The sequence below is a fragment of the Paenibacillus sp. J22R56 genome, from assembly GCF_056269375.1.
The window spans coordinates 622,453-630,895 of sequence record NZ_JBWDNV010000003.1 but is presented as its reverse complement, the minus strand read 5'-3'; the positions used below and the strand labels follow the sequence as shown (position 1 = coordinate 630,895).

Annotated in this window: 4 protein-coding genes and 1 rRNA gene; all 5 read right to left on the bottom strand. The window is 48.5% G+C overall.

The window, feature by feature from the left end; translation table 11 throughout:
* Window positions 1-196: ribosomal RNA gene (locus AC0YNT_RS10725) — 16S ribosomal RNA — on the bottom strand; the annotation flags it as partial.
* A 338-nt stretch (window positions 197-534) separates the two neighbouring features.
* Window positions 535-2,568: an NAD-dependent DNA ligase LigA gene (gene ligA, locus AC0YNT_RS10720; protein WP_475804539.1), complete on the bottom strand. Its 2,034-nt coding sequence runs from the start codon at window positions 2,566-2,568 to the stop codon at window positions 535-537.
* Between the two features lie 24 nt (window positions 2,569-2,592).
* Entirely contained in the window at window positions 2,593-4,953 is a 2,361-nt protein-coding gene (pcrA, locus tag AC0YNT_RS10715) for a DNA helicase PcrA (protein ID WP_475804538.1), read from the bottom strand.
* A 214-nt stretch (window positions 4,954-5,167) separates the two neighbouring features.
* Window positions 5,168-5,869 carry a heptaprenylglyceryl phosphate synthase gene (gene pcrB, locus AC0YNT_RS10710; RefSeq protein WP_475804537.1) on the bottom strand — a complete coding sequence of 234 codons (702 nt, stop codon included), beginning with the start codon at window positions 5,867-5,869 and terminating at the stop codon, window positions 5,168-5,170.
* 13 nt (window positions 5,870-5,882) lie between these two features.
* On the bottom strand, window positions 5,883-8,405 hold the full coding sequence (locus tag AC0YNT_RS10705; protein ID WP_475804536.1) for a U32 family peptidase: 2,523 nt from the start codon (window positions 8,403-8,405) through the stop codon (window positions 5,883-5,885).
* Between the last annotated feature and the right edge of the window lie 38 nt (window positions 8,406-8,443).

Here is an 8,443-nt window from a genome sequence, read left to right as displayed (position 1 = left end):
TCGGCCATGCGACCAATTCGCGTATCCGGTATTAGCATTCGTTTCCGAATGTTATCCCAGTCTTATGGGCAGGTTACCCACGTGTTACTCACCCGTCCGCCGCTAATCTTTTCCCGAAGGAAAAGATCCGCTCGACTTGCATGTATTAGGCACGCCGCCAGCGTTCGTCCTGAGCCAGGATCAAACTCTCCATGAAATGGTTCTGTTTGACTTGCTCAAACTTGACTAGCTATTTTAAAACTTGTTTGAATCGACGTGATTCATTTGTTCAGTTTTCAAAGAACTTGTTTGTTTGTCACATTTTGTCGGTGACAAGATGTTATATTATCAGCTTCTCAACTCGTTGTCAACAGCTTGTTTCACATTTGTTTTTCAACTCGTGTGTTTCAGTTGTTTGCGCCGTGTCTTCCGAAGCGACAAGAAATAATATACCATGTCCGATTTTGAATTACAACTTGTAATAAATTACATTTATATTTAGTTGCATTAAAAAAGCGCAGCATGCCCTTGCAAGGCATACAGCGCTTATCCATTCTAGTCTTCGCCTAACAGACGAATCAGTTCATCCTCGTCTTCGATAACGGTAATCCCAAGATCCCGTGCTTTAGTCAGCTTACTGCCTGCACTCTCACCAGCAATGACGAAGTCCGTCTTTTTGGAGACGCTGCCGCTTACTTTCGCACCACATGCCTCGAGTTTCTTAGCCGCTTCATCTCTCGACATCTTCGACAATGTACCTGTCAGAACAACGGTCTTTCCGCTGAAGATGCTGTCTTGGCGTACAACGGCAGGCTGATCGGCTTCCGCTTTTACACCAAGCTCTCGCATGCGAGCTATACTTGCCGCAATAATCGGATCGGCAAAATAGTTGACTATGCTGTCTGCTACGATCGCGCCTACATCTTGAAGGCCAACAAGCTCATCTGCTGTTGCTGACATCACACCATCCAGGCTTCCATAATGATCGGCCAGCATTTTAGTCGTAGCCTTACCGGTATTCGGAATGCCAAGTGCGAACAAGAAAGCGGCCAAATCGCGATCTTTGGACTTTTCAAGCGCATCTAGCAGCTTACGTGCTTTTTTATCACCGAAACGATCCAGCTTAATCAAATCATCATATCCAAGGGCATAAAGATCTGCCGGATCATGAACATTACAGTCCGCATACAGCTGTTCCGCTGTCATGATGCTGAAAGCCTCGATATCCATTGCGTCGCGGGATGCAAAATGAGTAATACGTCCAATAATCTGCGGACGGCAGCCGAGTTTATTGTTACAGAATAGATGGGCGCCGCGCTGCTCGAGCTCAGTTCCGCATGAAGGACATTCGGTTGGGAACGCGATCTCTTGCCCTGGCTCGTCATCTACTTTGCCTAGTATTTCTGGAATAACATCATTGGACCTGCGGATAGATACAAGCGTGCCCAAAGCATACTTCAAGTTCTTCCGCTCAATGTCTCCAATATTATTAAGCGTACAGTTCTGAACGGTTACGCCTGCAAGTTCCACGGCTTCAACTCGTGCTACCGGTGTGATCTTACCTGTACGGCCAACCTCCCAAGATACAGACTCGAGCACCGTTGCCGCTTCTTCCGCCTCAAACTTAAAGGCGACAGCCCACCGCGGGAATTTGTCCGTATAGCCAAGCGCTTCCCTCGTACGCATATCTACGAGCTTCACGACGGCACCATCGATTAAAAAGTCGAGACTGGTACGCATTTCAGTGATATGCACTAACTCCGCCTGTACTTCTTCAATCGTATCGAAATAGGAAGCATACGGATTTACTTTAAATAAGTTATCTTTCAGGAATTGCTGCATTTCACGATGATTCGTAAACGAGATTCCTTCCGCGTGTCCAACATTATAGAAGAAAGCATTCAGCTTTCTCTCTGCCGTTACTTTCGGATTCAAGTTGCGGAGTGCACCTGCTGCGGCATTACGTGCATTCTTAAGCGGATCCACTGCCGCCCTATTATAGCTCTCCAAGACTGACAGGTTCATAATGCCCTCACCCTGAACCTCAATGATCCCATCTCGGAAAGGAATAGTTAACGGAACAGAACGGATCGTGCGCACCTGCGCCAATATCCCCTCACCTACGGTGCCATTCCCCCGTGTGGAAGCTTGGATGAGCTGTCCGTTCTCATAAGTCAGGTTAAGGGTAAGACCGTCGAACTTCAGCTCAATAACATAACTCGGCTGTGGAAGTGGCTCTTCCTCCGGATACTTTGCATTATAATCATTAATGCCCTTCAGCACGCGTTGATTCCAAGCGAGCAGATCCTCTGTGTCCTGCGCCTTATCAAGGCTCCATAAACGGGCCCGATGGCGGTGAGGCTCAAAGCCTTTTAGCAGCTCTCCGCCTACCCGCTGTGTCGGAGAGTCCGGCAGCACAACACCAGTTGTTGTCTCAAGTGCTACCAGCTCATCGTACAGTTTATCGTAGTCAGCATCATTAATAGAAGGCCGATCAAGTGTGTAGTATTGATAGTTATGAGCGGAAATTTCCGCTGCAAGCTCTTGCATACGGGTCACTTGCTCAGGCGTAGCCGTCTGATTATCCATGGGAGGGTCCCATCCTTCCATTCATTAAACTTTCGTTATTGGTGCAAAACCAGCCAATAGCCGTTTGACACCTACTGGCGCTGGGAAAGCAATTTGAAGTTCCATGTCATTGCCCGTCCCTTTGACGGAAACAATTACGCCTTCGCCCCATTTGCCATGTGCGACTCTGTCACCAGCTGTAAACTGTCGTTCAGCGCTGCCGCCAACGGCCGCGCCGCCTTGTACCGCTTTCGCTGCTGCATCAAGTGGTGTGCTCACGCGTACTCCCGCTCCCGATGGACCAGAGGCGCGGGTTCCCGCGTTAGATGCACCGCCAAAGGATGGTGTGCGTCCTGCTCCAAAGCCAGCGGTGCTGCTGCTTGAGCCAAAGCTTGGGCGACTGCCTCCGCCAAAGCTGCTTCCAGAACGGCCAATGGTACCGCCCGGTGAAGCCAGTGTCTTGACATGGTCCGGCAATTCCTGCAGGAAACGAGAAGGCATATTGGAACTGGTACGACCGAATAAGGTCCGCATGCGCGCACTGGTCATATAAAGCTGCTTCTCTGCACGAGTAATCCCTACATAAGCAAGGCGTCGCTCTTCCTCCAGCTCCTCGTTATCATTAAGCGCACGACTGTGTGGGAAGATACTTTCCTCCATCCCAATAATGAATACAACCGGGAACTCAAGACCTTTGGCGCTATGCATCGTCATTAGAACGACTGCGTTATTGTCCACAGCTTGGCCTTCCTCGTCTTTATCCATAGAGTCAATATCAGCAATAAGCGCCAGATCAGTCAAGAACGCTACTAACGTTTTGTCATCGTTCCGTTTCTCGAAATCCTGCGTAACGGAGAGGAACTCATCAATGTTCTCGAGACGAGCCGTCGATTCAAGTGTCTTCTCACGCTGCAGCTCAATGCGGTACTGCGACATTTCCAGCACCTTTTCGGTCAACTCGGTCACTGACAAGTAATCAACCATTTGCGTCAAGTTATCGATCATATCTCGGAACTCATGAAGCAGCCCTTGCGCACGTGCATTCAGATCGATCCCCTGCAAATTGCCGAGCACGTTATAGATGGATGTACCTTGGCGTACAGCTTCTTCAGCAAGCTTCGCAACTGTTGTATCGCCAATCCCCCGCTTCGGAACATTGATGATCCGCTGCAAGCTGATATCATCGTCTGGATTCGAGATTAGTCTAAGGTAAGCAAGCAAGTCCTTAATCTCTTTCCGATCATAGAACTTGATACCGCCAACGATCTGATAAGGAATATCGGACTTGATGAGAATTTCCTCTATTACACGAGACTGGGCGTTCGTCCGGTACAAAATCGCATGATCCTCGTATTTACGTCCGTTTTTCACATTCTTACTGATTGTGCCGGTTACGAAATATCCTTCATCATGTTCGGAATCCGCCTGGTATAACGTGATCAGGTCGCCTTCCCCTTGGTCGGTCCACAGCTTCTTGGCCTTGCGTCCTGTGTTCAGCTTAATGACTGCATTCGCCGCATCAAGAATGTTCGAAGTTGAACGATAGTTCTGCTCGAGCATAATCGTCCGGGCTTCCGGATAATCATCTTCAAAGTTCAAAATGTTCGTAATATCCGCCCCACGCCAGCGATAGATCGACTGGTCGCTGTCACCAACAACGCAAATATTATGATGTTTGTCCGCCAGCATTCGGCAGAGCATATACTGTGCACGGTTCGTATCCTGATATTCATCGACGTGGATATAACGGAATTTGTTCTGATAGAATTCCAGCACTTCCGGCATTTCCTTAAATAGTTCAAGTGTCGTCATGATCAGATCATCGAAATCGAGTGAGTTATTGCTTTTCAGCCGTTTCTGGTACATCTTATATACCTTCGCCACAATATCGGTGAAATAGTCGCCTGTTTTCTGCTCGTAACGTTCTGGTGAGAGTAGTTCATTCTTAGCACCACTCATCGCAGCCTGCACCGATTTGGGCTCAATCTTTTTCACATCGATATTAAGTTCCTTCATACAATTGCGGATTACCGACAGTTGATCGGCCGAATCGAGAATCGAGAAATTAGAGGTAAAGCCAATTCGGCTAATGTCTTTCCTGAGGATACGTACGCACATGGAGTGGAAGGTAGACACCCAAATATCTTGGCCGGACGGCCCAATCAGCGCAGCAACCCTCGCCTGCATCTCTCTAGCTGCCTTATTCGTAAAGGTAATGGCTAATATGCTCCAAGGAGCAACCCGCTTCTTCTCAATTAAATAAGCGATACGATGGGTAAGCACACGCGTCTTGCCGCTGCCCGCTCCCGCCATAATAAGTAAAGGTCCATCCGTCGCCTGAACGGCATCTCGCTGCGGAGGGTTCAGCTTCTGTACGGCTTGATCGATATCAATCGGATTAAACATGAATGTACTCCTTAATCTTTGGTATGAATTCATAGAACTGTTCGTATTTGTTCGCTCTTTATTGTTAGTGTAGACAACGGCTTCTAAAGTGTCAATTTACAAATAAAAAGCTATTCCTAAAGCTTTCAAAAACGCTCTCGGAATAGCTCTGTGCTGCTTCATATTGCGTAGTATAACCTTAATCTCAAGCTTACTTCATCAAGCACCCATCTTGTTACCGGGTAAGTGTACGAACAGCCTCGACCGTCGACAATGCTGCCGTCAGATCGGTGTAAATGATATTTCCAACAACAATGGTATCTGCATGTTCGGCAGCAAGACGGGCCGTATCCGCATCATGAATGCCTCCGCCATAAAACAACTGCGTTTCATGAGCAGCTTCCTTCGCTGCACGAACAAATGCCATGTCGCCAAAACGCCCGCTGTACTCGATATAGATGACCGGCAGACGCATGAGTCTTGCTCCCATACGAACATGAGCAACCAGCGCAGCTTCATCCAGTTCTGTTCTAGCACCAGTGACTGCTGCTGCTGTCGCTTCGCTGTTAAGGATAATATACCCCTGTGAAGCCGTCTCTTCCCACGGAACAAAGGAACCATATTCCTTCAGCCCTTCGATTTGACGGCCGATGATCCATTCCGCCTTGTCTGTATTGAGGACAATTGGGACGAAATAGCCGTCAAAACCGGGTACCGCACCGTCAAGTGTCGATACCTCGAGGGCACAGTCTACCTCATAGCGGCGAATGCGCGCCATGAGATCAACCGTATTTTCAAACGTAACGCCGCTGGAGCCGCCCACAATAATAGCATCGGTTCCGGACATACAGATAGCATCCAGTGCATCATCTGAAATTTCCTTCTCCGGATCTAATTTGAACACATGTCTCCAGTTGCTGTACCATGCTCCATTCATGCGATGGTTCTCCTTATTTCACGAGCTGCCCGCGTGTTACACCGAGCTGGTTCGTTGCTTTTAACGTTTTCCATACTTTCGTACCACTAATACGGCCATCTAGTGCATCCCGGTATAATCCAAGCACTTCACGTACTTTGTCCGGCGTTTCTTCCAGGAATTCAACTCGGAAGGATGGTACGCCAAGCTCAAGGAAGTTGCGGATATATTCGGAGCCGGATTGCTCAATTGCATTGTACACCGTATTACGGCAGCCTTCGTCTACACGTACGGGATGCGACATACCAATACGGTCCTGAAGGGATGCGCGATGATCTTCACAAGGACGGCCACAGTTCGTATAGTCCGTTCCTTCGCTCATGAAGGTACAATAAACGCAATGCTCTGTATGGAACATCGGCATGTGCTGCTGGATAACAACTTCCAGACGGGAAGTATCCGATTGCTCCAGCATATCGACCATCTGCTGAATGTTCAGGTCATACGACGGCGTAATCAGATCAAGTCCCGCATCAGCAAATACTTCAACTGCTTTATGATTAGCCACGTTAAGCGAGAAGTCACCGATCAATCTCGGGAACGGCTTATCAGGATTCTCTGCACGCGCACGGAGGTAGTAATACAATGCACCTGTATTGCGGACAAGCACCGCATCCGGTTGAAGCTTCAAAATATTCGCATGGTAGCCATTCTCTCCAGGCATATGAATGCGAGGTGTAGCAAGTGCAATTGGTTTTCCAGCGCGTCTTGCTACTTCAATAGCAGCAGGGAACTGCTTAATGAATTCAAAGTCGGCATAGATCATCTCTACGTTCATTTGAACAGCCGCTTCGACCTGCTCCAAATTACGGCAAAGAGCCGTCAATTGGGGTTCCGCCACCTGTTGTTTGGCTTGTTGTGCTGCTGCCGTGTTAGGAGCATCATCCAAAGGATCAATCAAGTGCTTCACATAGATCGGCGGTTTCGGACGCTCCCCCGTCAGCTTCTCAACAGCTTCACGACGCATCCGGTTCAGCTCACGGACCGGTACGATTAGTTCACCTTCAAGTACAACTTCAATCTGGTCCAGCTGATATAAGGTACCACCAAGACGACCAAGCTGATCTTCAAGCAATGCTGCATCCATCGGACGCTTATTCGCTTGCTCCAGCATAAGCTCAGATTCAACCGCAACCGTAACACCCTTCTGAACATCCGTCCACCAAGTACGAAGCGGCTCGCCTGCTGCACCGGATACCTTCAAATGCAGCGGGAAAACACGGTACGGCTTCTCAGTCTCGAAAGTTGTACGTAGACGTCTATCCAGTGCAGGGTCATTGGTCTTCCAAATCTTATCCCCAACATGCACTTTTCGAAGGTCTACGTCATTACGGCCGGCTACAAGCTCAAGTAGAGTTCCTTCCTGTGCTTCGCCTTCAATCTTCTGACCATGACGGCGAAGATCATAGACACGTCCGCCTTCTTCCTTCTTCGTTGGATCCCCAGCATCAAATACGATACCGTCGCCGCGTTTGAGCGGAGCTTCAAGGCGGATCGTTACTGCATCACGAAGAATACGTTCAACACGGCCAAGATATACGCCGCGGCTTTTCGGGAAGGTACCATCTACCAGTTGTTTATTGTTCGTTCCTGTCAGGAAGCCATGTGTAAATCCGCGGGAGAAGCTTTGCTGAAGCTCACGGATTTCTTCCTTCGAAGGGCCAGTAAGGTCACCAGCAAAATAGCTGTCGATCGCTTTGCGATATTTACTTACTACGTTCGCCACATATTCCGGGCTTTTCAGGCGGCCTTCAATTTTGAAGGAGGTAACGCCTGCTTGAATTAATTCAGGAATCAGATCGATAGCCGCAAGATCCTTAGGAGATAATAAATAAGCGACATCGCCCATCGGCTTATGCTCGCCATCCACCATTAGATCGTACGGTAGTCGGCATGCCTGAGCACATTCACCGCGGTTCGCGGAACGTCCACCCCACATTTCTGATGTTAAACATTGGCCCGAGTAGGATACGCAAAGCGCACCGTGTACGAATACTTCCATTGGAAGCTTCGCTTGCTCACCAATCTTTTGAATTTGCTTCAAGTTATTCTCGCGGCCAAGCACGACACGCTCCATACCAAATGGCTTCGTGAACTCCACTGCTTCTGGCGAAGTAATCGTCATTTGAGTCGAGCCATGAATCGGGAAATCCGGAGATAATTCACGAATCATTTTCACAAGACCTAGATCCTGAACGATAACCGCATCGACACCGGCATTAATACACATCTCAATTAATTGCTTAGCGTCACGAAGTTCATCCTCGAATACGAGAATATTAAAGGTCAGAAAACCTTTTACCCCATACGTATGAAGAAAAGCCATAATCTCAGGCAGTTCCTCGCTTCGGAAATTGTTCGCACGAGCCCGGGCATTAAACTTCTCTACGCCAAAAAAAATGGCATCCGCGCCGTTAGCTACTGCTGCACGCATGCATTCCCAGTCGCCGGCCGGAGCCAGCAGCTCGATATCCTCTCGCTTTATATTAATCGTCATTCGACATTCATTCCTCCAATTGTAAACCTGCTATTGCT

Excerpts from the sequence above, each read along its gene's own strand:
- ligA (WP_475804539.1), bottom strand. The coding sequence starts at position 2,568 with ATGGATAATCAGACGGCTACGCCTGAGCAAGTGACCCGTATGCAAGAG.
- AC0YNT_RS10705 (WP_475804536.1), bottom strand. The coding sequence starts at position 8,405 with ATGACGATTAATATAAAGCGAGAGGATATCGAGCTGCTGGCTCCGGCC.
- pcrB (WP_475804537.1), bottom strand. The coding sequence starts at position 5,869 with ATGAATGGAGCATGGTACAGCAACTGGAGACATGTGTTCAAATTAGAT.
- pcrA (WP_475804538.1), bottom strand. The coding sequence starts at position 4,953 with ATGTTTAATCCGATTGATATCGATCAAGCCGTACAGAAGCTGAACCCT.